The 1,528-nt window shown below is 60.7% G+C and carries 1 protein-coding gene; it reads right to left on the bottom strand.

The features are described from left to right. Positions 1-32: 32 nt before the first annotated feature. Complete coding sequence (locus AC1DX0_RS35760) at positions 33-1,406, bottom strand: phosphohexomutase domain-containing protein (protein ID WP_477359196.1); 1,374 nt, start codon at positions 1,404-1,406, stop codon at positions 33-35. Positions 1,407-1,528: the final 122 nt, after the last annotated feature.

Raw genomic sequence — 1,528 nt, 5'->3', positions numbered from 1 at the left:
CTTATGATGACAGGAACGATATTGGTCAAACTTCAGCTTTCCAGGATTTGAGTTCGGCTGAGGTCAAGACCCCAACCGAGCAATTCGTCTGCGCGGGTTTCYGTCTTTGCCTCGATGTAGCACCGCAATTCGGGCGCGTTGCCTGACGCACGGAAGTGAACAACCTCTCCGTTGCGGGCGGTGATACGCACGCCGTCGCGATTGTCAATATCAGCGACGCCGCCCAGAACCTCGAAGAGAGTGTCGGCATAGACGGCATCCGTTGCCAGTCTTTTGAGGAAGGACGCGCTATTTTCCGCCGATACGCCTTCAAGCCGGCCACTTGACGCGGCAAGGAATCCGAAACCGGCCGCGATCTCGGCGAGCGGGCGACCTGTCGCCGCAATCGTTGATAGCGCACAGAGAATTGGCAACAGCGAATCCCGGGTTCGCAAGGCTGCGAGCCTGCGGCCATCCTTCTCGACGGATGACCCCAGAAGAACGCCGCCATTTGCCTCGAAGCCAACGACGCATTTTGCCCCTTGAGCGAAAGCTGCGCCGATCCCCTCGATGACATAGGGCGAACCTATGCGTGTGCGCAGCACGGTTGCGAAATGCCCGCAACGCTCCAAGGCAGAGTTGGAGCTGACCGGCGTAACGATGCAGTCGGCATCAAGAAAACGCGCCGTGATCGCGCCGATCAGGTCGCCGCGCACGAAACTGCCCTGCGCATCCGCCACAAGCGGCCGGTCGCCATCGCCATCAGCCGACACGATGGCATCGAACGGCCCCGCCGCCGCCCAGTTCTTGAGAAGCAGTAGATCCTCTTGCCTGAGTGCTTCGGTGTCCACCGGAATGAAATGCGTGGACCTGCCGAGCGGCACCGCCTCGGCCCCCAGCGCACGAAGGATATCGACAATGATGTCCCTTGCTACCGACGAATGCTGGTAGACCCCGACACGGAGACCAGACAGGCTACCTGGCTGAAAGAAACCAAGAAAATGATCCTTGTAGCCTGCGGACGGTTCGGAGCCCGGCTGTACGGGTTCGACGGATGGCTGTGATCGGTCGGCTATCTGCAAGCCTGCGTGGATGGCCACAATTTCAAGCTCATCGCGCTTGTCGATCTCGCCGTCCGCCCGGTAGAATTTCAGCCCATTCCTGTCGTCGGGAATATGACTGCCGGTCACCATGATCGCCGGAGCTCTGCCTGCTGCATAAAGTGCGAGTGCTGGCGTGGGCAAGGCTCCGCAATCGACCGGCACCAAACCGGCTTCGGCGATCGCTGCATGGACAATCCCCGCAATCTCGGGACTGGAAGAGCGAAGGTCGCGCCCGACAAGGATCTGGTCGCCCGCGCTCAACACACCACGCGCCATAAGCATGCGTGCGAAGGCAATCGTATAGGTGCGCGCCGGTGGTCCCATGAGCTCGCTGACGAGACCGCGCAGCCCGCTGGTGCCGAACTTCAAAGTCACTGATTGCTCCCTTTTTCCGGGAATGCCGCCCCAGCACAAATTGCGGCAAGGCCCCTCACCTGCCGCAGCCT

This window comes from Mesorhizobium sp. P3_A9 (genome assembly GCF_056402975.1).
Note: the sequence above shows the minus strand (reverse complement) of the source record. Positions and strands in the feature narration are given on the sequence as shown.